18 protein-coding genes are annotated in these 20,091 nt (G+C 67.3%); 9 read left to right on the forward strand and 9 right to left on the reverse strand.

Going from position 1 to position 20,091, the window contains the following annotated elements; translation table 11 throughout:
• Positions 1–137: 137 nt before the first annotated feature.
• The 4 genes from QNJ67_00550 to QNJ67_00565 form a co-directional block, all read right to left on the reverse strand.
• Positions 138–839 (reverse strand): ABC transporter ATP-binding protein, encoded by a 702-nt coding sequence (locus QNJ67_00550; protein ID MDJ0607438.1) that lies wholly within the window; start codon positions 837–839, stop codon positions 138–140.
• The gene (locus QNJ67_00555) at positions 817–1,602 is read right to left on the reverse strand and encodes an ATP-binding cassette domain-containing protein (protein MDJ0607439.1); all 786 of its coding nucleotides are present in this window, start codon (positions 1,600–1,602) and stop codon (positions 817–819) included. The genes QNJ67_00550 and QNJ67_00555 overlap by 23 nt, the downstream gene beginning before the upstream one ends.
• Positions 1,599–3,446 (reverse strand): ABC transporter permease, encoded by a 1,848-nt coding sequence (locus QNJ67_00560; protein ID MDJ0607440.1) that lies wholly within the window; start codon positions 3,444–3,446, stop codon positions 1,599–1,601. Before QNJ67_00560 ends, QNJ67_00555 begins: the two co-directional genes overlap by 4 nt.
• Before the next feature lie 73 nt (positions 3,447–3,519).
• Positions 3,520–5,568, reverse strand: a complete 2,049-nt coding sequence (locus QNJ67_00565; GenBank protein MDJ0607441.1) for a methyltransferase domain-containing protein — start codon at positions 5,566–5,568, stop codon at positions 3,520–3,522.
• Between the two features lie 110 nt (positions 5,569–5,678).
• On the opposite strand from QNJ67_00565, the gene QNJ67_00570 reads away from it, so the two are divergent.
• The 3 genes from QNJ67_00570 to QNJ67_00580 all read left to right on the forward strand — a co-directional run bounded on the left by QNJ67_00570 (position 5,679) and on the right by QNJ67_00580 (position 9,973).
• Entirely contained in the window at positions 5,679–6,992 is a 1,314-nt protein-coding gene (locus QNJ67_00570) for an FAD-dependent oxidoreductase (protein MDJ0607442.1), read from the forward strand.
• A 147-nt stretch (positions 6,993–7,139) separates the two neighbouring features.
• On the forward strand, positions 7,140–8,954 hold the full coding sequence (locus tag QNJ67_00575; protein ID MDJ0607443.1) for a 2-oxoacid:acceptor oxidoreductase subunit alpha: 1,815 nt from the start codon (positions 7,140–7,142) through the stop codon (positions 8,952–8,954).
• A complete protein-coding gene (locus QNJ67_00580) occupies positions 8,951–9,973 on the forward strand; it encodes a 2-oxoacid:ferredoxin oxidoreductase subunit beta (protein MDJ0607444.1) in 1,023 nt (340 codons plus the stop codon). Before QNJ67_00575 ends, QNJ67_00580 begins: the two co-directional genes overlap by 4 nt.
• A gap of 97 nt (positions 9,974–10,070) precedes the next feature.
• On the opposite strand, the gene QNJ67_00585 is transcribed toward QNJ67_00580, so the two are convergent.
• From QNJ67_00585 to QNJ67_00600, 4 genes are all read right to left on the reverse strand, one after another.
• Positions 10,071–10,487, reverse strand: a complete 417-nt coding sequence (locus tag QNJ67_00585; protein MDJ0607445.1) for a MarR family transcriptional regulator — start codon at positions 10,485–10,487, stop codon at positions 10,071–10,073.
• A 195-nt stretch (positions 10,488–10,682) separates the two neighbouring features.
• Positions 10,683–12,236 (reverse strand): histidine ammonia-lyase, encoded by a 1,554-nt coding sequence (gene hutH / locus QNJ67_00590; GenBank protein ID MDJ0607446.1) that lies wholly within the window; start codon positions 12,234–12,236, stop codon positions 10,683–10,685.
• 191 nt (positions 12,237–12,427) lie between these two features.
• A complete protein-coding gene (locus QNJ67_00595) occupies positions 12,428–12,604 on the reverse strand; it encodes a Flp family type IVb pilin (protein MDJ0607447.1) in 177 nt (58 codons plus the stop codon).
• 111 nt (positions 12,605–12,715) lie between these two features.
• The gene (locus tag QNJ67_00600) at positions 12,716–13,618 is read right to left on the reverse strand and encodes a GlxA family transcriptional regulator (protein MDJ0607448.1); all 903 of its coding nucleotides are present in this window, start codon (positions 13,616–13,618) and stop codon (positions 12,716–12,718) included.
• Between the two features lie 304 nt (positions 13,619–13,922).
• Here QNJ67_00600 and QNJ67_00605 point away from each other — a divergent pair, with 304 nt between their 5' ends.
• The 4 genes from QNJ67_00605 (at position 13,923) to QNJ67_00620 (ending at position 17,449) form a co-directional block, all read left to right on the forward strand.
• Complete coding sequence (locus tag QNJ67_00605; GenBank protein ID MDJ0607449.1) at positions 13,923–14,609, forward strand: ferredoxin; 687 nt, start codon at positions 13,923–13,925, stop codon at positions 14,607–14,609.
• A gap of 3 nt (positions 14,610–14,612) precedes the next feature.
• The gene (locus QNJ67_00610) at positions 14,613–15,305 is read left to right on the forward strand and encodes a glutamine amidotransferase (GenBank protein MDJ0607450.1); all 693 of its coding nucleotides are present in this window, start codon (positions 14,613–14,615) and stop codon (positions 15,303–15,305) included.
• Positions 15,306–15,389: 84 nt separating this feature from the next.
• The gene (gene speB / locus QNJ67_00615; protein MDJ0607451.1) at positions 15,390–16,355 is read left to right on the forward strand and encodes an agmatinase; all 966 of its coding nucleotides are present in this window, start codon (positions 15,390–15,392) and stop codon (positions 16,353–16,355) included.
• On the forward strand, positions 16,352–17,449 hold the full coding sequence (locus QNJ67_00620) for an aromatic ring-hydroxylating dioxygenase subunit alpha (protein ID MDJ0607452.1): 1,098 nt from the start codon (positions 16,352–16,354) through the stop codon (positions 17,447–17,449). The genes speB and QNJ67_00620 overlap by 4 nt, the downstream gene beginning before the upstream one ends.
• Here the strand turns inward: QNJ67_00620 and QNJ67_00625 are convergent.
• On the reverse strand, positions 17,439–18,161 hold the full coding sequence (locus QNJ67_00625) for a phenylalanine--tRNA ligase beta subunit-related protein (protein ID MDJ0607453.1): 723 nt from the start codon (positions 18,159–18,161) through the stop codon (positions 17,439–17,441). The two genes, QNJ67_00620 and QNJ67_00625, sit on opposite strands and share 11 nt — an antisense overlap.
• 201 nt (positions 18,162–18,362) lie before the next feature.
• On the opposite strand from QNJ67_00625, the gene QNJ67_00630 reads away from it, so the two are divergent.
• Together QNJ67_00630 and QNJ67_00635 are read left to right on the forward strand one after the other, a co-directional pair.
• The gene (locus QNJ67_00630) at positions 18,363–19,154 is read left to right on the forward strand and encodes a TIGR01458 family HAD-type hydrolase (GenBank protein ID MDJ0607454.1); all 792 of its coding nucleotides are present in this window, start codon (positions 18,363–18,365) and stop codon (positions 19,152–19,154) included.
• Positions 19,155–19,217: 63 nt separating this feature from the next.
• A complete protein-coding gene (locus QNJ67_00635) occupies positions 19,218–20,090 on the forward strand; it encodes a carbon-nitrogen hydrolase family protein (GenBank protein ID MDJ0607455.1) in 873 nt (290 codons plus the stop codon).
• Position 20,091 lies beyond the last annotated feature (1 nt).

The raw sequence follows: 20,091 nt of genomic DNA on the forward strand, positions 1-20,091 counted from the left end.
CGTTGGTAAAATTCAGAGTCGGTCGCCGCTTTACCTCGCGCGACAGATCGTTGCTGAATAGCGACAACGCGGGGCTGGCCGCCGAAATTCTATACTTTTCATAGGCTTGAAGCCCTGTCCGAGGACAGGAAGGGACGTCAGGCAGCGAGAAATTCCTGCCAGATCTTATCGTGAGCGGCGAGTTGTTCCATGTCGCCCTCGACCACGACGTTTCCGGCGTCGAGCACGTAGGCCCAGTCGGCGACGGCGGCGGCGAAGCGCAGATTCTGATCGGCCAGCAGGATCGTCAGGCCTTCCTCCCTGAGGAAGTTGATCGTCTCGGCCATCTCCTGCACCGCGAGTGAGTTGAGGCACTCGGCGGGCTCGTCGAGCAGCAGTAGGCGCGGATTGCCGCAGAGCGCCCGGGCCAGGGCGACCAGCTTACGGTCGGCCCCGTCGATCTGGCTGGCTCGCTGGCCCTTCAGTTCGTCCAGGGTTGGGAACAGCTTCAACAGCTTGTCCCGGGTCCACTCGGGTACGCCCTTGCGGCGGCCGAGCCGACCGAGGCGGATGTTCTGCATGACCGTCAGGTCGGGGAACAGCCGGCAGGTGTCGGGCATGTAGCCGATCCCGCGCCGGGCGATGACCTGGGGCACCAGCCTGGCGATGGATCGCTCGCGGAACTCTATCTGGCCGCGCCGGGCCGGCGCGATGCCCATGATCGTGTCCAGCACCGTGCTCTTACCGGAACCGTTGCGCCCCAGCAGGGCCACCACCTGACCTTCCGCGACCTCGAGGTTGAGGCCGTGGATCACCTGGGTCGCGCCGCGAAAGACATCAATGTCGGATATTCTGAGCATTCGCGATTTCCAGGTTCTCGAACGAGTAGCCGAGGTAAAGATCGCGCACGATCGCGTTGTCCCGCATCTCGGACGGTGTTCCGTCGGCCACGACCATGCCGTGGTTCATCACCAGGACGCGCCCGGCGAACCGGAACACCATATCGAGATCGCGCTCCAGGAAGAACAGGGCACAGCCCTCGCGCAGCGTCGTCTCCATGCAGAGCTCCATGAAGTCGGCGCGTTCCGCGGCGGGCAGGCCTGCGGTCGGCTCGTCCATGATCAGCAGGCGGGGATAGTGCGCCATGACCATGGCGATCTCGAGACGCTTCTGTTGACCGATCGTGAGTTCGCCGGCGACCGTGTCGGCAAAGTGCTCGATGCCGTAAGTCTCCAGGAACTTTGTCGAATCCTCGACGTAGAGATCCTTGGCGGCCTCGAACATGGCGCCGGCCCGCTTCTCGCTGGCGAAAATCGAGAGCTGGACGTTTTCCAAAGCGGTCATGGAAGCGAAGACGGCCGGGCGTTGGTGGGTGCAGCCGATACCGATCTGGAACAGGTGCTTCGGACTGAAGTGAGTGATCTCCTGGTCGCGGTATTTCACTTTGCCTTTGTCGGCAGACAGCTTCCCGGTCACCAAATTGAACAGGGTCGACTTCCCGGCGCCGTTCTTGCCGATCACCGCCATGACATCGCTCGACAGCATCTCGAAGGACACCTCGTCGACCGCGAGCAGGCCGCCAAATCGCTTGGTCAGGTCCTCGACCGCGAAGAGTGCGCTCATCGTCGCGACCCCATGAGCTGGCTCAGACCGCCGATCAGGCCGCGGGGCAGCAGCAGGACGAAGGCGATGATGATCAGCCCGATCAAGAGCCGCCAGAACTCCGTGTTGGTGACCAGGAGCGACTTGAGAGTCGTGTAGATGGTCGCGCCGACGATCGGGCCGAGCATGGTTTGAATGCCGCCCAGCAGCACCATGACGAGCCCCTCGGTCGAAGCGGCGACTGGCGCGATGTCCGGCAGGTTCTGGGATTTCAGGTAGGCCAGGAGGCCGCCCGCGAGACCGGCGAAGACGCCGGCCAGGATTGTCGCTGTCCAGCGTAGGCCGGTCATGTCGAGGCCGAGCGCCGCGGCCCGTTCGGGACAGTCGCGGCAGGCCCGCAGGGCGAGGCCGAAGGGCGATTGCGACACCTGCCTGATCAGGATCAAGGCAAAGACGACGAGGGCCAGCGTCATGCCGTAGAAGATGCGCTGATCGGGAAACAGTGCCACCGGCGCCGTGCCGGACAGCAGCAGGTCTCCGCCGTTCGCCGTCGCGGCGAAGAACTGCGAGACCGACCAGCCCAGCTGAGCAAAAACCAGGGTCAGCATTGCCAGGTAGACGCCCGACAGCCGGACCGAGAACCAGCCGATCAACAAGACGCCCAAGGTCGCCGCGACCGGTGCCAGAACGATCACCGACTCCAAGGGCAGCGCCAAGTAGCGTACCAGGACCGCCGAGGCGTAGGCCCCGAGACCGAGGTAGAGGGCGTGTCCGAATGACGCCATCGACCCCTGGCCGATGAGGAACTGGAGTGAGGCGGCGAACAGGACGAAGATCAGGATCTCGTTGGCGACCAGCAACAGGTCGGGATTGTTGGCCAGCGGCACGGCAGCCAGCATGATCAGGGCGCCGATGAAGATGGTCAGGAAGACGATCCGCGGCAGGGTCGGCGGCCGGTCGCCGGCACCGTAAGAGCGCTCGGGCGGCGCCTGCACACCGCCGAACAGGCCTTGCGGCCGAGCGGCGACGAAGATCGCGATGACCAGGAACAGCAGCACCGCCGAACCGCCCGGCATGATGAGGCCGCCGAAGGCGCTGAGCTGCCCCACGACGATGGCCGCCACCAGCGCACCGATCACGCTGCCGAGCGAACCGACGACCATGACAATGAAGGCCTGGGCGAGCATCTGCTCGTCCATGCCAAGGTGGATCGGTGCCCGGGGCATCTGCAAGGCGCCCGCAAGACCGGCCAGGGCGGCGCCGACGATGACCGCGTAGCTGAACATCCAGCGTTTCCGGATGCCCAGGATCGCGACCATCTGGGAGTCGTGGATGATGGCCCTGATGTGTGTCGACCAGGGGCTCTTGGCGTGCAGGAACCAGAGGATGAACAACACGACGGGAACGATCGCGATCAGCGCTAGGTCGTAGGTCGGAACCGAGACCGGGACCGCTACGGGCGCCTGCTGCAGAGCGCCGGCGGCCTGGGCCGCGGCGGCGCTGGTCAGCGGCTCCGCACCCCAGATCTCCATGATGATGTCCTGCGCGATCAGGGCGACGGCGAAGGTCGAGAGCAGCTGCAGCGGCAGCGGTAGCCGGTAGGTGCGCCGCATCAGGGCGAACTCGACCACGAAGCCCAGCAGGCCGACCAGAACGGCGGCCATGACGATGGCGAGCATCAGACCGAAGGCGTCGCCGTCGCCGGCGAAGGCGTAGCTGGCGTAGGCGCCGATCATGAAGAAGGCACCCTGGGCGAAGTTCACCGTTCCCGTGACGCGATACACGATGGAAAGACCGGTAGCGACAAGGAAGAGGGGAACCGCCTCGGCTAGGCCTGTGATCGCGGGGCTTACGAGCGCGTTCATGCGGGCGACGCTACACTGCCGTGGTTAACGAAAAGGAAAAAGTGCGCGCCCGGCGGGGGCTTGCCGGCTGGGCTTACCGGTTGGTCGGCGGCGGCCCCGGGTCCGCGGACACGGGCTGGCACCAGAACTGGTACATGGTCCGGAAAGTGTCCGGCCGCTCGTTCTCGAAACGGTCCCAGAGGCCGAGGTCGGTCATGGCCCCATCCTGGGGAAAGCGCCTCCTGTAGGCCTCGCCGGTCTGGCGGTCGACCAACTCAAAGCCGAGAAAGCGGAGCTCAAGGGCGCGCAGCCAGGACCCGATCTCGGGGATGGAGACGGCACATTCCTGGGCGTGGAACAGCAGGTCCCGGCATCCGCTGAGGCTGTAGAAGTCGAGTTCGCCGGCGATGCCCGAGGCGGGGTGGTCGGGCGGCAAGTCAAGGATCACCCGCCGTGACGCCTTGATATCCTCGTCGCGCGGGCCGAAGCCTTGCTCGGCGAGCAGGCGGCGTCCGGCATCGATCGACCGGCGGGCCTTGGCGCTGTAGAGACCGATTTTCATTACGCCGCGATCGGCCAGGAGCCGCCGCAGCTGGCGCCAGCCTTCCAGGGGCTCTTGGAGGTGGTGCAGCACGCCGACCGATTCGATCAGGTCGAAACGCTCGCCGAGGGCACCCAGCGAGAGGATGTCGGCCTGGGCGAAGCGTATCGAATCCAGCCCCAACTCGCCGGCCCGGCGCTTGGCATAGGCGAGGGACGGGCGGCTCAGGTCGACCGCCAACACCTCGGCGTCCTGAAACCGCAGGGCGACGTCGACTGCGTGCTTGCCCGTGCCGCAGCCGGCCACCAGAACCCTCAGCGGGCGCGCCGGATCGGGCAGGCCGCCCGCGTGGGGGAACAGACGGCCGAGCACCGCGGCCAGCGGGCGCGCTCTCTTGGCGTTGGTCGACACCCAGCGTGGATAAGGATTGGTTTCATACTGCTGCCTGACCGCCAGAGAGATCGCGTCGGTCACCGGCGTCGCCGACGGCAGTTCGCGCGCCAGGGCCTTTTCGGCCAGGGGCTCGTCCAGTTGCTGCCGCACAAGGGCGCGCACCGGCTCCGGCGCGGTCCTGGCCCAGTTGCCGAGGGCGGCGGGGGAGCGGGTCGAGTGGAGCGGGCGGTACATCGCGAGGACGCAGAGTTCCGCGACCGAGGCCGGTCCGAAGCCCAGGCGCATGTGGAGCGGCTCCACGGCGGCGCGCTCGCCCTCGCTCTCGAGGTATAGGTAGCCGTTCAGGAAGCACTGGCTGGCGAGTGCGCAGAGAAGAGCGGGATCGGCATGAAACAGTCCCGGCGGACCTTCCGCCGATTCGGGGGCCGAAAGGCCGCGTAGGGCGCAATAGCGAAAGCGGGAGAACAGCAGCTCGAAGTCCGGTGCGGCGAGGAGCGACCGCGACAACACGGCGTGCAGCAGCCGGTTCTCGAACAGCGCCGCCAGCGCGCCCTGGCCGAGCGCAAGCTCCAGGTCCTCCGTGCCGGTCTCCGCGAGCGACAAGGCTCGGGCGATCGCCGGTTCCCGGCGCAACAGGCTGAGCGCGGCGGCGCTGATCAGCTGATGCTCGATGCCGTCGGTCTCGAAGCAGTCCAGGATCGCCGCGACGACTTCCGGGCTGGCCTCGGAAAAGCGCATGGGCCGGAGCTGATCCGCGAGCAGAAGCTTGTGCCCGAGGTTCCCTGAATCGTGACGCACCGCGGAAACGGCGTGTCGGAGGCCGTCGTTCTGCTGTCCGGCGGCGGCCAGGGCCGATGCCAGCCCGGCGTGGGCCGCCGCGTAGTCCGGGCGCGCGGCCAGGGCCCTGCGCCACCAGGCGATGGCATCGGGGAGCCGTCCCTGGGTTCTGAGCGCTACGGCCAGGTTGTGGCCGGCCTCCGCGAAGTTCGGATGATCGCGCAGGATCGCGCGGTAGGCCGCAATCGCCCGGTCCAGGCGCCCGGCGCGGTGATCTTTCACAGCGGCGCGCATCTGCTGCAGCAGGCGATCGCTTTTCGCTCGTCCCGCCGACCCGGCTGCCGGGTCTCGCGTCGCGTCGCTCCTGTCGTCGAGTTTTTTGTCGGTCACGTCGGTCACCGTGTCGGCGGCGCTGCCGACCGCCGACAGCATGCACTTGTCACGCGTTGCAGGATAGTGCACCCAGGGGAGACTTTGGCAACGTCGAGTCTCGCGCCCCTCCGGCTACGGCCGCTCGCGCGAGAGAAGATGCGAAAGCGGACATGGCGGTCACTGTCGCCATCGTTGGCGCCGGACCAAGCGGCTTCTACGCAGCCGAGGCGCTGCTTCGCTCTGGCCTGGACTGTCAGATAGACCTGCTCGAGGCTCTGCCGACGCCCTACGGCCTGATCCGTTTCGGTGTCGCGCCGGATCACGAAAAGACCAAGAAAGTCTCCAAAGCCTTCGAGAAGACCGCCATGGACTCGCGCGTGCGCTATTTCGGAAACGTCGAGGTCGGGCGCGACCTGTCGCTGGGCACTTTGCGCGCGCTCTACGACGCCGTGGTCGTCGCGGTCGGCGCGCCGCTCGACCGCCCGCTCACGGTCCCGGGCGCGGAAAAGAGGGGCGTCTACGGCTCGGCGGACTTCGCGGGCTGGTACAACGGTCATCCGCGCCACTGCGGCCTGGATCCCGACCTGGCTGTCACCTCGGCCGCCATCATCGGCAATGGCAACGTCGCGCTCGATGTCGCGCGGTTGCTGCTCAAGACTCCCGAGGAAATGCGCGCCACGGACCTGCCGGAAGACGTTGCCAGACGCATCCACGAAGCGCCGATTCGCGACGTCTATCTGATCGGGCGGCGCGGGCCCGTGGAAGCAAAGTGGACCAACGTGGAGCTCCGCGAGATGGGCAGGTTGCGGAACTGCCGTCCGGTGATCGACCAGGCGAGCCTTCCGGGCGCGGTGACCGGAACGATGCCGGACCGCGACAGGCGCCTGCGCGAGAAGAACCTGGCGACACTGCGTCAAATGGCCGAGGGCCCACCGAAGGCGCAGGGAAAGCACCTGCATTTCCTTTTCCTGGCCCAGCCGGTCGAGGTGCTGGGCGACGACCGAATCACGGCGCTGCGGCTGGAGCGCACGCGCTTGGAAAACGGACGCGCGATCGGAACCGGGCAGTTCTTCGATCTGCCCTGCGGACTGCTGGTGGCGGCGATCGGCTACCGCACACCCGCCATTCCGGGATTGCTGCTGGAGAAGGGCCACGTTGCGCACCGCGACGGGCGGATCTCGACCGGCTTCTATGTCGTCGGCTGGGCCAAGCGGGGCCCGGTCGGCGTGATCGGCAGCAACAAGCCGGACGGCGCCGCCGTCGCGACCCAGATCGCCGAAGACGTCGGCAGCGGCGGCAAGCCCGGTCGACGGGAGCTGGTCCGATTGCTGCAAGAGAGCACCGCAGGCTGGGTCTCCTTCGCCGATTGGAAGCGTCTGGAGGCCTGGGAGATCGCCGCCGCACCGCCGGGCGCCCCGCGCAGGAAGCTGACCCGACTCTCCGAGATGCTCGACGTCTTGGCGCAGTCCGAGCCGCAAACTTGATCGTGACAATAGGCCGTCGGCACTCTATATCACGCTACGCGCGGCATCGAGGGCCGCGGCGTTGGGGCCCCGGGAGAGTTACAGGGTATGGACGTCTCTGCGGCGCTTAAAGGTGCCGCCCGTGCACGGCAGGTAGTCGAATCCTCCGTGGTTCGTTTCGCCGGTGATTCCGGCGACGGCATGCAGCTCACGGGCAGTCAGTTCACGCTCTCGACGGCGCTAAGCGGCAACGACCTGGCGACCTTCCCGGACTATCCGGCCGAGATTCGCGCCCCCGCCGGCACGACGTTCGGCGTCTCGGCGTTCCAGATCAACTTCGGCGCCCGCGACATCAAGACCTCGGGCGACCAGCCCGACGTGCTGGTCGTCATGAATCCGGCTGCGCTGAAGGTCAACCTGCCGGACCTCAAGCCCGGGGGACTGATCATCGCCGATGTGGGCGCGTTCGGGGAAAGGAACCTGCGCAAGGCGGGCTACGAGGCCAATCCCCTGGACGGCGATACGCTCTCCGCTTACCGGGTTCTGCCTTTCGACATCTCCAGCCTCACGCTCGAAGCTGTTCGCGAACAGGGGCTGTCGAAGAAGGAAGGGCTTAGGTGCAAGAACTTCTGGGCGCTGGGCCTCGTCTATTGGCTGTACGACCGGGACCGGCTTCCAACCACCGAGTGGCTGACCGCTAAGTTCGCTCAGCGCCCCGACCTGGCGGCCGCCAACATCGCGGCGCTCAACGCCGGCCACGCCTTCGGTGAGACCGCGGAGCTGCCTAGGGATATTGGCGGGTTCGTCGTGCCGGTGGCCAAGATCCCGCCTGGGCTCTATCGCAACATCACCGGTACCGAGGCCATGGCCTACGGCCTGGTGGCGGGAGCGCAGTTCGCCGAGCTGCCGCTGACGTTCTGCTCCTACCCGATCACGCCGGCTTCGCAGATCCTCCACGTTCTGGCCGGGCTCAAGGGCCGTGGCGCCCTAACGTTCCAGGCCGAGGACGAGATCGCGGCGGCCTGCGCGGCGATCGGCGCGTCCTATGCCGGGGGCATCGGGGTGACCTCGAGCTCCGGGCCCGGGATCGCGCTGAAGGGCGAGGCCCTGGGGCTGGCGGTCATGACCGAGCTGCCGCTCGTTGTTATCAATTCGCAGCGGGCCGGCCCCTCGACGGGCATGCCGACCAAGACCGAGCAGTCCGACCTGAACCAGGCACTGTTCGGGCGCAGTGGTGACAGCCCGATGGCGGTGATCGCCGCCTCGTCTCCCGGCGACTGTTTCGCTGTCGCGATCGAGGCGGTCCGGTTGGCGGTGACCTTCATGACCCCCGTCATGGTGCTGTCCGACGGCTACATCGCCAACGCCTCGGAGCCTTGGCGCATCCCCGATCTCGACGCCATACCGCGGTTCCCGGCACGGTTTCACCAGGATCCGGAGGGCTTCCGGCCCTATGCCCGGGATCCCGAGACGCTCGCGCGGCCCTGGGCGGTGCCGGGCACCCCGGGTCTGGAGCATCGGATCGGCGGCCTGGAGAAGGACGCGGCCAGCGGCGATGTGTCCTACGACGCCGAGAACCACCAGCGCATGACCGAGCTGCGCGCAGCCAAGATCGCCGGCATTGCCAAGGAGATCCCCGATCAAGCGGTCGATCAGGGCGAGGGCGGCGGCCGGCTCGCCGTGGTCGGCTGGGGTTCGACCTACGGTCCGATCTCGCGCGCCGTGTCGAACAAGCGCGCCGAGGGTCGCGCGGTCTCGCACATCCATCTGCGGCACCTCTGGCCGCTTCCGACGAACCTGGGGGCGCTGCTCGCGAAGTTCGATCGCGTCCTGGTTCCCGAAATGAACTGCGGACAGCTTCTGGCCCTATTGCGGAGCACCTACCTGCTGCCCGCCGAGGGGCTCAACAAGGTAGCGGGCAAGCCCTTCATGATCACCGAGATCGAGGCGGCTATCGACGAGCGAACGGAGGCCGGCACATGAACGTTGCGACACCGCCGGCGCTCTCCGCCAAGGACTATGCCTCCGATCAGGAAGTCCGCTGGTGCCCAGGCTGCGGCGACTACGCGATTCTGAAATCGGTCCAGCACTGCCTCGCACAGGTCCAGGCGGACCCCGCGAACACGGTCTTCGTTTCCGGAATCGGCTGCGCCGCGCGGTTCCCCTATTACCTGAACACTTACGGCTTCCACACCATACACGGGCGCGCGGCGGCGATCGCGACCGGGATCAAGTTGACCCGACCGGAGCTCGACGTCTGGGTGGTCAGCGGTGACGGCGACGCGCTGTCGATCGGCGGCAACCATCTGCTGCACCTTCTGCGGCGCAACGTCGATGTCCAGTTCCTCCTGTTCAACAACGAGATCTACGGGCTGACCAAGGGCCAGTACTCCCCGACCTCGCGGGCCGGCACCCGGTCGCCCTCGACGCCGGCTGGCTCGATGGAACGGCCGATTTCGGCGGCCGCCTTCGCGCTCGGGTCCGGCGCCCGTTTCGTTGCGCGCGGCGTGGATACCCAGCAAAAGCGTCTGCCCGATCTGCTGAAACGGGCGCGCGACCACAGGGGCACGTCCTTCATCGAGATCCTGCAGAACTGCATCGTCTACAACGACCGGGTCCATGCGGCGATCACGGACCGCGACCGGGCCGAGGAGGCCCAGCTTCATCTCCGCCACGGCGAGCCGCTGGTGTTCGGCAAGGACGGGGACAAGGGGCTGATGCTGAAGCCCAACAGCCTCAAGCTCGAGGTGGTCACGCTGGGCGGCGGTGTCGGTGAGCAGGATCTGCTTCGCCACGACGAGACGGATCCCGTCCTGGCCGCAATGCTCGCCGCCCTCGAGCCGCCGAACTTCCCGGTGGCCCTGGGCGTGATCTATTGCGATCCCAGCCCGAGCTACGATCAGCTCCTAGCAGGGGACGGCGCCGCGGCGCGCGCGTCCGTCGGCACGGCGAACGTTGCCGAGCTGCTGCGCGCCGGCCACACCTGGACCGTCGAGGGCTAGAGCAGGTCCGCTGACCCGAACGGCTCCTACCGCGCCGTAGCCGCCGCGATCTTTTTCGCGGCGGGCCGGTCGCGTAAAACGTTTTTTGGACAGACGGTTAGCCGAGACGCCTGAGAAGTCGAATGAAGTGCTCTCGCTCGCCGCGGGAAAGCGGCTGGAGAATGCGGTCGTTGATCGCGGTGATCTGGTCCTTGATCTCTTCGACCGCGGCCCGCCCGGCGCTCGTCAGGCAGAGCATGACCCGCCGGCGGTCGTTCTCGTCCGGATGGCGTTCGACCAGGCCGCGTCCCATGAGCCTCTGCACCACCCCTTGGATGGTCGCCGGATCCATGGCCGTCATGCGGCCGAGCTGGTTCTGGGAGACCCGTTTCAGATCGTACAGCCGGGTGATGGCCAGGTACTGAGCCGGCGTGAGGTTCTTCTCTCCCAACTCCGCGACGAAGAGGGCGGAGGCCCGCTTGTGCGCGCAGCGAAGAAGATGAACCGCCTGGCTGTCGAGAGACGTTGCTGCCATGTCTCTCTCCGCCGGTTGAACCAGGGGAACGACTTTCTCTGTGGTGCCGAGCGATGCCAATTTCTGATTGCCCCTCAAGTTTTCCCGTGGTTCCCCGCCAGCGGTCCGGTCCAATAAGACGGGTCCGGGCCGGGAAGAAGACCGCCATATGTCTATTAAGCATAGTATAAAAAGATTATTAAATTTAGTCAAAGATTAAGTCATCAGAATCGGGCGGCTTGCTGCGTCCGGCCATATGAAATCGAGGAACCAGCCGCTCTCGATCAAATCGGCCGTCGCGGCAATATCCGGCGAGAGTGGCCGGTCCGCTTCCAGGAACGAGGCGCGTTCCCGCACGGCCTTCATGACCTCGACCAGGCGCGGCGCGGTGGCCAGGGGCTTGCGCAGATCGATGCCCTGAGCCGCGGCCAGAAGCTCGATCGCGATGATCGACCTGAGGTGCTCGTCGATGGTGTTCAGGCGCCTGGCGCCGTGGGTGGCCATGGAGACGTGGTCTTCCTGGTTGGCCGAGGTCGGCAGGCTGTCGACGCTGGCCGGTTGGGCGAGGAGCTTGTTCTCGCTTGCCAGCGCCGCGGCGGTCACGTGGGCGATCATGAAGCCGGAATTGATGCCAGGGTCCGCGATCAGGAAGGGCGGCAGGCTCGAATGGTGGGCGTCGGTCAGCATGGCGGTTCGCCGTTCCGACAGGGCGCCCACCTCACTGAGGGCGATGGCGGCCATATCGGCCGCGAAGGCGACCGGCTCGGCGTGGAAATTGCCGCCCGAGAGGATCTCGCCGTCGTCCGCGAAGACCAGCGGATTGTCCGAGACCGCGTTGGCCTCACGTCCCAGCATCTCGGCGGCGGCGCCCAGCATGTCGAGGGCGGCGCCCATGACCTGGGGCTGGCATCGCAGCGAGTAGGGGTCCTGTACCCTGTCGCAGGTCAGGTGCGAACCGCGGATCGCGCTGCCGTGCAGCAAGGCCTTCAGCACGGCGGCGGTGGTAATCTGGCCGGGCTGACCCCTGATCGCGTGGATCCTCTGGTCGAAAGGCGTATCGCTGCCTAGAACGGCGTCCACGGCGAGCGCCCCGGCGGCCAGGGCGGCGGCGAAGGCATCGAGGCCCGCGAAGAGGCCCGCCAGAGCAAGGGCCGTCGAGACCTGGGTCCCGTTGAGCAGAGCAAGCCCCTCCTTGGCCTGGAGCGTCAGGGGCTCCAGGCCGAGCCGTTGCAGGGCCGCCGCGGCCACCATGCGCTCGCCTTCGAGGATGACCTCACCCTGGCCGATCAGAGGGGCCGAGAGGTGAGCGAGGGGAGCCAGGTCGCCCGACGCGCCGACCGAACCCTGGGCCGGCACGACGGGCAGCGCTCCCGCGTTGTAGAGGGTCACCAGCCGCTCTATCACGACGCGACGGATCCCGGAGTAGCCTCTGGACAGGGCGTTGATCTTGAGCACCAGGGTGAGGGCGGTTACCCGGGGAGAAAGCGGCTCGCCGACACCGGCGCAGTGGGAAAGGACCAGGCGGCGCTGAAGCTCCGAGAGCTGGTCGTGCGGAATGCTGGTACTGGCGAGGCTGCCGAAGCCGGTATTGATGCCGTAGACTTGGCCGCCGTCGCGCGATACCGCCTGCACGGCTGATGCCGAGGCCTCGACCCTGGGCCAGGCGTCGGGCGTCACGGCGACCCCGGCGTAGGCGCCGCGCCAAAATGCATAGAGGTCGGACAGGGTCAGTCTGCCCGGACGAAGCTTGAAGCGGCGGGATTTCGCCATGGTTCCGGCTCGCGGCTGCGGTCTGAAGATTACCGGCTACGAGCCTACACGCATCGGGCTTGCAAGTGACAAGCCGGAATCGGCGGGGGCCGGTCGCGAATCACCTCTGTGCCGCGAGCGACGGCGTTCGATCGGGCAGAGAAGGAATAGATGGCGGGTTGATGGCCGGCGCCAGGCCAGAACGTCTTAATCTAGAAGTCGATGTTATCGTTGACCTCGGAAGACACGAAGTCGTACATCTCGATCATGCCTTCTCTCAAGGAGTTCAGGGAACCGACGATCACCACCGCGATCAGCCCCAGATACAAGGCATACTCGATCGCAGTTGCCCCTGATTCATCTCTGAGAAACTGACGGAAAAGATGCACGGGCGCGGTCCCCAGGCGGGTGAAAAGATTGTGTCGAGTGAACCAAAAGTTCTATAAGGAAAAATTAAGAAAAGGGCAGAAGTATCTCAAATAATGCGAAAATTATTTCTATTAAGTGGGCAATAAGCGCTCTTCCCGGGGTGTTCGATTGAAGAATTCCCGGTAGCACTTGGAGAAGTGGGAGGCGGAAACGAAGCCGCAGGCCAGCGCCACGTCAAGCACCGACATGGAGGTCTGGGCCAGCAAGGTCCGCGCGCGATAGAGCCTGAGCTCCAGGTAGTATCGCGTCGGCGTTCTCGAGAGATACTTGCGGAACAGCCGCTCGAGCTGCCGGGTCGACATGCCGGCCCGCCGCGCCAGCTCAGACCGTGGCACGGGCTCTTCCAGGTTCTCCTCCATCAGGGCGATCACCTGGAGCAGCTTCGGGTGACTGATGCCGAGGCGGCTGCGCAGGCCCATGCGCTGCTGGTCCCGCTGGTCCCGGATCCTCTCGTGGATGAACTGCTCGGCCACCTGGGTCGCAAGGTCACGGCCGTGTTCGACCGCGATGATCGAGAGCATCATATCCAGGGCGGCGGTGCCGCCGGAGCAGGTCATCCGGTTGCGGTCGATCTCGTAGAGCTCGCCGGTGATGTCTAGGTGGCTGAAGACCTCCTGGAACCCGGCGAGGTTCTCCCAGTGTATGGTGCAGCGGTAGCCGTCCAGCAGGCCGGCCCGGGCGAGGATATAGCTGCCGGTAGAGAGCGCCCCGACCCGGCAGCCGGTGCGGTCGAGGCGCCTGAGCCAGGCGAACAGCCGCTTGTCGTCGTACTTCTCGACGCTGAGCCCGGCGACCACGATGAGATGGTCGAGGGGGCCCGGTTCGTCCATATCGCCTTCTGTGAGAAGCTCGATACCGTTCGAGGCCGCCACCGGCCCGCCCTGCTCCGAGAACAGCCGCCAGGCGTAGAGATCCTGCCCTGCCAGGCGATTGGCGCAGCGCAGCGGCTCGACCGCCGACGTGAAGGTTAACATGGAGAACTTGGGGATCAGGTAGAACCCGAAAACCTGGGGGCTATCCCGCTGTGACGGGCTGACGCGGCGCGTCGGCTGCTCTCGGGAGTCCGCTTTGTCTCGACGAGCCTCGCCCGGTCGGGTTTCGAACCCTTGGGACACCTTTGCTTTATTCCCTTTGCTGCCCCGCCGCCTGCATCCCTTTGTGTGTGACACTTTTTTTGCTGAGCGACAACCGCTAGCCGCACGCCGTGTCGCGGGCGATCGACCGCCCGGAGCGAGCCGTCGCGGTTGAACTGACATGATTTCTCGCTTATGCGAAATCATGGACATCGAAACGGTCGAACGAGCGGCCGGCGCTGCCGGCCTCGTGGTCTGCGGCGCCTTCCATCCGCACGAGGAAGACCGCGTGCCGGCGGTGGCGGGCCGTCCGGCGCGCAGCCTGGTCTTGCTTGGCAACGTCGGTTCCGCGATGTGGCTGGCCTTCCAGGCGGCGCCGGAGAGCGGGGACGGGCAGCCCGATGCCCTCGACCGCTGGAGCCGGCGAGTGATCGGGCAGTTGGCCGACGACCTCGGCGCGGCGGGGCTCTATCCCTTCGGTGGCCCGCCCTATCACCCCTTCGTTGCCTGGGCCAAGCGCGCGGGACCCGTCGCTGAGTCGCCGCTCGGTATCCTGATCCACCCGGACTATGGGCTGTGGCACGCCTATCGCGGCGCGCTCGCCTTCGCAGAGCCGCTCGATCTTGCGCCCTGGGCGCCGGTTGCGCGGCCGTGTGACACCTGTGAGGAAAAACCCTGTCTCTCGGTCTGCCCGGTGGCCGCCTTCGGCGCGGGAGGCTACGACGTGCCGGCCTGCGTGGCCCATGTCCGGGCTCCCGAAGGGGCGGACTGCCTGGAGCTCGGCTGCCGGGCGCGGCGCGCCTGTCCGGTCGGGACGTCATGGCATTACCGGCCGGATCAGGCCCGGTTCCACATGGACGCCTTTCTGGTTGCGCGGACAAGGGCGGACTGAGCCATGCCGAAGCGAATTCTGCTGATCGACCACCCGGTAGGGCAACGGGACGACCGCGCGTCGCGCTGGTTCGAGGAGCGCGGCTGCGCGATCGAATGGCTCTGCCCCGGGAAGGGGGACGCGCTTCCCGCCAGGCGGGCAGCCTACGACGCCGTCGTGGTCTACGGCGGGACCGAGAACCTGAGCGAAGACCACGACCGTCCCTACCTCCAGGCCGAGCTCGCCTGGATCGGCGACTGGGTCGATGCCGGGCATCCATACCTGGGGATCTGCCTGGGCGGCCAGCTCCTGGCCCGGGCGCTGGGCGCCGAGGTCGGGCCCCACCCCGAGGGCCAGCACCAGATCGGCTACGTCGAAATCGAACCGACCCCGGCCGCACGGGATTTTCTCGACCGCTCGATCCATTTCTATCACTGGCATAAGGAAGGCTTCGATGTGCCAGCGGGCGCCGAACTGCTGGCGACGGGGCCGGATTTCCCGAATCAGGCCTTCCGTTTCGGCCCGTCGGCCTACGGCCTCCAGTTCCATCCCGAGGTCTCGCCCTCGGTGATTGAACGCTGGATGACTGAAGCTTCGGCTTCCCTGGAGGCCCCGGGAGCCCATTCCCGAGAGCGCCAGCTGGCCGACGCCCGGCGACACGACGCCGCCATGGCCGCATGGTTCGATGACTTCCTGACCCGCTGGCTCTCCCTGTGACCCCGCTTCCCGGTTGCGACCGCCGCCATAAGCTGTGACCCTTGTCGGACCCGGGCCATGCACCGGGCGGAAAAAGGAGGCGGCATGACGGAGAACCTTTACGACAAGGGCCGGCTCGACCTGCCGTTCGTCGGCCACGCGACCTTCGCCAAGCGGCCGGCCTGCCTCGACTGGGAGGCGATCGACGCCGACGCGGCGATCCTCGGCATTCCCTTCGACATGGGCACGCAGTTCCGTGCCGGCGCCCGTTTCGGTCCGCGCGCCATCCGGGAAGCCTCGACCCTATACAGCTTCGGCCACGCCGGTGCCTACGACTTCGAGGACGACGTCACCTATCTGCCGCTCGACCAGGTCCGCATCGTCGACGTCGGCGACGCCGACATGATCCACACCGACACGATCCGCAGCCTGGACAACGCCGAGCACGCGGTGCGCAAGATCCTGGCCGCCGGCGCCCTGCCGGTGGTGCTGGGCGGCGACCATTCGGTGCACATCCCCTGCATCCGCGCCTTTTCCGAACAGGAACCGGTACACATCATCCACGTCGACGCGCATCTCGACTTCGTCGATGAGCGCCACGGGGTGCGCTACGGGCACGGCAATCCGCTCCGTCGCGCATCGGAGCTGAAGCACGTCACCGGCTTTACCCAGCTCGGCATCCGCCACGTCTCCTCGTCCAACCGGGCGGACTACGAAGCGGCGCGCCGGGCCGGCTCAGACATCCTGTCGGTGCGCGATTTCCGCCGCCTCGGCGTCGAAGCCGTTCTCAAACGGATCCCCTCGGGTGTCCGCTACTACTGCACCATCGATATCGACGGCTTCGATCCCTCGATCGCGCCGGGGACCGGCACGCCCAGTCATGGCGGTTTCCTCTACTACGAGGTCCTCGAGCTGCTGCAGGGTCTGACGGCCCGGGGCGAGATCGTCGGCATCGACCTGGTCGAGGTCGCGCCGGACTACGACCGGACCGGCACGACGGCCTTCTTGGCCGCCCAGCTCCTGCTCAACGTCCTGGGTTACCACTTCCACGCTCAGGGAAAGAGCGCGTGACAGCGCTGTCCCTGCCTTCCGCGTGGTACAGCGCGGAGAGCTACCTCGCCCGGGAGCGCGCCCAGCTCTTCGCGCGGTCCTGGATCGGGATCGGACGCGAGGACCTCTGGCCCGAACCCGGCAGTTACCTCGCGGTCGATCCAGCGGGCCTGGCGGTCCTGGTGCTGCGCGACGAGTCCGGCGCACTGCGGGCCTTCGCCAATTCCTGCCGCCACCGTGGCACGCGGCTGCTGAAAGGGCAGGGGGCCTGCCGCGCCATCGTCTGTCCATTCCACGGCTGGCGCTACGGGCTCGACGGCCGGCTGACCGCCGCACCGCGCATGACCCGGAGCCCAGGCTTCGCGGCCGAGGACTACGGCCTGGTGCCGCTCCGCGTCGCCCTGCGCGACGGCTTCGTCTTTCTCTGTTGCGATCAGGAAGCCCCAAGCCTGGACGAATGGCTTGGTAACTTGAGCGACGTCTTGGCGCCCTGGGCGCCGGCTGATCTGGTGACCACGCGGCGCCGGTCCTTCGAGGTGGACTGCAACTGGAAGCTCTTCCTCGACGTCTTCAACGAATACTATCACCTTCCCTTCGTGCATCCGGGCTCGATCGGCGGGATCTATGATCGGCCGGATGGGCTCGACGAGGCCACGGGCTGCTTCGTCAGCCAGTTCGGCACCCACGACGGCGCAAGCGCGCTGCTCGCCGACGACCAGGGCGAGGCCCTGCCTTCGATGCCCAGCCTCGGCGGCCGGAATCGGGAGGGGACGCGCTACACCTGGGTGTTCCCCTCGATGACCTTCGCGCTGGCGCGGGACTGCGCCTGGATCTACGAGGCGACGCCGATCACCCCGGCCCGGAGCCGGATCGTCCAGAGCGTCTGTTTCCCGCGTTCGAGCACGGAGCTGCCGGATTTCGAGACCCGGGCCGAGGCCTACTACCACCGTCTCGATACGGCGATCGCCGAGGACATCGCGGTCCTGGAGGAGCAGCAGGCCGGGATCGCGTCGCCCTTGTCGCGGCCAGGGCCCTATGCCGAGCTGGAGCCTTCCGTCTCGGCCTTCTCCGGGTGGCTGAGGGAGCGTCTCGGCGAGCGCCCGACTATCCGCTGACCACGATCTTCGGCTCGGCCGCAGAGGCAATGGCCCACCGGCAGGTCGCGCCCAGATCGGCCGCGGCGAGCGAGGCCAGCTCCTGCGCCGCCCGCGCCAGGCGCTCGGCGCCGTCGGGGGCCAGGGTCTGGATCACGACGGCGGCGTCGCGGGTTCCCGGCCGGATCCGGCTGCGCGCATCCTGGCGCCAGTTCCAGCGGCGGCAGAGGCACTTCTCGGAATCGGTGTAGACCACCTCGCCGACGGCCGGATGGTCGTTCTCCGGCGGATCCCTGGCCAGATCGAGGAAGCCGTCGCCGGGCCGGGCGAAGCGGAAGGCGAGCGGCGGCGCCAGCTTCTCGACGTCGTCCGCGCCGATCGGGACCAGGTGCTTGACCGAGAGGGCGTTGTAGAGATCGACCAGGGGCAGGACCGAGGGCAGCCCCGCGTCGCTGCGCAGGCGCCTCAGCAAGGCCTCGCAGGAGTTCCTGTAGCTGGTCTTCTTGCAGCCGAACGCCCGGTAGGCCGCGCGCCAGTCCCGGATCTCGACCAGGTCGGCGACCTCGCGCCCGGCCAGGCGGTCGCGCCCGCGCGCCTCGGCCTCGCGCTGAAGGGCCCCGATCCCCGGCGTGTCGCCCGGCTTCATGCCCCGGACCAGGGCGAAGGCGACCTGGAATCGGGGGAACCGCTCGAGCAGGTCTTCGATGGAGAGTTCAAAGCTCGTTCCGGACATGGCGGTCCCTGCGCTAGAGCAGATCGTGATTGAATGGAGTCGCCTGGGGCGATCCATTCAATCGCGTGAATCTGCTCTCATTCTAGGATGTAGAGCGGATCCACATGTTTGGCCGAAACCATGAGTGGTTCCGGCCAAACATGATCCGCTCTAGACTTATCCGCCAGGCTTGGCAGAAGACAGCGAGCGAGGAAAGGCCGGATGCCGCTGCGGGCGGTCCTCATGGATCTGGAAGGCGTCCTCTACCAGGAGGGGCGGCCGATCGAGGGCTGCGCCGAAACGCTCGCCGCGCTGCGCGAACGCGGCCTGGCCTTGCGTTTCCTGACCAACACGACCACGACCTCCCGCGCCGGCGTGCTGCAACGGCTCCAAGGCATCGGCCTCGCCGTCGAAGTATCGCAGCTCTTTACCCCGCTCGCCGCGGCGCGCGGCCTGCTGGGGTCCTGGGGTTGCCGCCGCATCCACCTGGCCGCGCCGCCGGAGACCGCCGAGGACTTCGCCGGTCTAGAGGTCCGCGGCGAGGGCCCGGTCGACGCCGTGGTCATGGGCGACCTCTACAAGGGCTACGACTGGGACCGACTCAACCTGATCTTCGGACTGGTCCATGACGGCGCGCGCCTGATCGCCCTGCACAAGAACCGGCGGTGCCGGCGCGGCGACGCGATCGCGCTGGATGCCGGTCCCTTCGTCGCGGCCGTTGAGTACGCGGCGGGAGTCGAGGCCGTGGTCGTCGGCAAGCCGGCCGCCGCCTTTTTCCAGCAGGCACTGGACGACCTGGGCGTGGCGGCCGACGAGGCCGTGATGGTCGGCGACGACATCGAGGCCGACATCGGCGGAGCCCAGAGCGCCGGGATCAGGGCGGTGCAGGTCCGGACCGGCAAGTTCACGGCGGCCGACCTGGAGCATCCGAGCGTCGTGCCCGATGCCCGGATCGAGTCGATCGCCGATCTGCCGGCGGTCGTCACGGAGCGGTTCGGCGGGCAGCCCGGGTAACCGGGGGGCATTGCGGGCGCGCGGCGCTCACCTATACTGTCGCGGCTGCGAGGAGGAGCCGACATGACCGGAAAGTTCACCGTCGCCTGCGTTCAGAACGGCGCCACCGGCGACATGGAAGCCAGCATGGCCGAGGCCGAGGACCTGGTGCGCGACGCCCAGGATGCCGGCGCCCGGCTCATCTGCCTGCCAGAGTACTTCACCAGCCTGGACGTCATCGACGGTCTGCTGATCTCCACGCCCTTCACGGAAGAGGCGCATCCGGCGCTGCCGCGCTTCAGGAACCTCGCGCGGGAGCTCGAGGCCTGGCTGCTCCTGGGCTCCCTCGCGGTGACCACGGATGGCGGCAAGGTCAATAACCGTTCCTATCTGGTCGATGACAAGGGCGGCATCGCCGCGACCTACGACAAGATCCACCTCTTCGACGTCGATCTCGAGGGCGGCGAGAGCTACCGCGAGTCGGCCACGGTGGCACCGGGCGAGCAGGCCGTGCTGGCCGAGACGCCCTGGGGCCCGCTCGGCCTGTCGGTCTGCTACGACGTGCGCTTTCCGCAGCTCTATCACAGCCTGGCGCAGGCCGGCGCGCTCTACCTGGCAACCCCGGCCGCGTTCACGCGCACCAGCGGCCAGGCCCACTGGCACGTGCTTCAGCGCGCCCGCGCGATCGAGACCGGCAGCTACGTCTTCGCGCCCTGCCAGTACGGCGACCACGGCGTCGGCAGCTACAGCTACGGCCACTCCCTGATCGTCGATCCCTGGGGCGAGGTCCTGGCGGAGGGCGACGATCACGGGCCGGGCTTCATCGCCGCCGAGATCGATCCGGCCAAAGTCGCCGAGGCACGGCAGCGGATCCCCGCCCTGGCACACGCCCGGCGCTTCGCCGAGCCGGTCCCGGCCCTTGGCGCCGCCCGCGAGGCCCTCGCCGCGGCCTCCTGAC

Source organism: Kiloniellales bacterium (assembly GCA_030064845.1).
Classification (GTDB): Bacteria; Pseudomonadota; Alphaproteobacteria; order Kiloniellales; family JAKSDN01; genus JASJEC01.

Excerpts from the sequence above, each read along its gene's own strand:
- QNJ67_00560 (MDJ0607440.1), bottom strand. The coding sequence starts at position 3,446 with ATGAACGCGCTCGTAAGCCCCGCGATCACAGGCCTAGCCGAGGCGGTT.
- QNJ67_00600 (MDJ0607448.1), bottom strand. The coding sequence starts at position 13,618 with ATGTTAACCTTCACGTCGGCGGTCGAGCCGCTGCGCTGCGCCAATCGC.
- QNJ67_00630 (MDJ0607454.1), top strand. The coding sequence starts at position 18,363 with ATGCCGCTGCGGGCGGTCCTCATGGATCTGGAAGGCGTCCTCTACCAG.
- QNJ67_00555 (MDJ0607439.1), bottom strand. The coding sequence starts at position 1,602 with ATGAGCGCACTCTTCGCGGTCGAGGACCTGACCAAGCGATTTGGCGGC.
- QNJ67_00580 (MDJ0607444.1), top strand. The coding sequence starts at position 8,951 with ATGAACGTTGCGACACCGCCGGCGCTCTCCGCCAAGGACTATGCCTCC.
- QNJ67_00635 (MDJ0607455.1), top strand. The coding sequence starts at position 19,218 with ATGACCGGAAAGTTCACCGTCGCCTGCGTTCAGAACGGCGCCACCGGC.
- QNJ67_00550 (MDJ0607438.1), bottom strand. The coding sequence starts at position 839 with ATGCTCAGAATATCCGACATTGATGTCTTTCGCGGCGCGACCCAGGTG.
- QNJ67_00625 (MDJ0607453.1), bottom strand. The coding sequence starts at position 18,161 with ATGTCCGGAACGAGCTTTGAACTCTCCATCGAAGACCTGCTCGAGCGG.
- QNJ67_00585 (MDJ0607445.1), bottom strand. The coding sequence starts at position 10,487 with ATGGCAGCAACGTCTCTCGACAGCCAGGCGGTTCATCTTCTTCGCTGC.
- QNJ67_00570 (MDJ0607442.1), top strand. The coding sequence starts at position 5,679 with ATGGCGGTCACTGTCGCCATCGTTGGCGCCGGACCAAGCGGCTTCTAC.
- hutH (MDJ0607446.1), bottom strand. The coding sequence starts at position 12,236 with ATGGCGAAATCCCGCCGCTTCAAGCTTCGTCCGGGCAGACTGACCCTG.
- speB (MDJ0607451.1), top strand. The coding sequence starts at position 15,390 with ATGACGGAGAACCTTTACGACAAGGGCCGGCTCGACCTGCCGTTCGTC.
- QNJ67_00565 (MDJ0607441.1), bottom strand. The coding sequence starts at position 5,568 with ATGCTGTCGGCGGTCGGCAGCGCCGCCGACACGGTGACCGACGTGACC.
- QNJ67_00605 (MDJ0607449.1), top strand. The coding sequence starts at position 13,923 with ATGGACATCGAAACGGTCGAACGAGCGGCCGGCGCTGCCGGCCTCGTG.
- QNJ67_00610 (MDJ0607450.1), top strand. The coding sequence starts at position 14,613 with ATGCCGAAGCGAATTCTGCTGATCGACCACCCGGTAGGGCAACGGGAC.